The 263-nt window shown below is 58.9% G+C and carries 1 protein-coding gene; it reads left to right on the top strand.

The genetic code is table 11. The annotated features are described in order from the left end of the window. A partial coding sequence (locus KIF87_RS23110) for a DUF2931 family protein (RefSeq protein ID WP_213330865.1) occupies positions 1 to 263 on the top strand: 263 nt, incomplete at both ends.

Consider the following 263-nt stretch of genomic DNA (forward strand, 5'->3'; position numbering starts at 1 on the left):
CATACAGGTGAGCCAGCAACCCCCGAAGAGACCGGCGGAATGCCTTACGGGAAATGGGACTTCGCTTTCTTCACCCCGAAAGCGCTGTATGCCGAGGTCACCCAGGCGCTGGTTATTGATGAGAAAGGGGTGGTGTATACCTTCCGGACGCTGGACTCCGTGCAGGACAGTGGCGTTACCGTGGGAACATGGAGTAACCGGGTGCGACGGAACGCCCAGTTTAATCAGGCGCGTCACCCGCCCGTGATGATGCTGTTCTGCTG

Origin of the sequence: Enterobacter sp. 120016 (genome assembly GCF_018383635.1) — a bacterium.
Taxonomy (GTDB): Bacteria; Pseudomonadota; Gammaproteobacteria; order Enterobacterales; family Enterobacteriaceae; genus Enterobacter; species Enterobacter asburiae_D.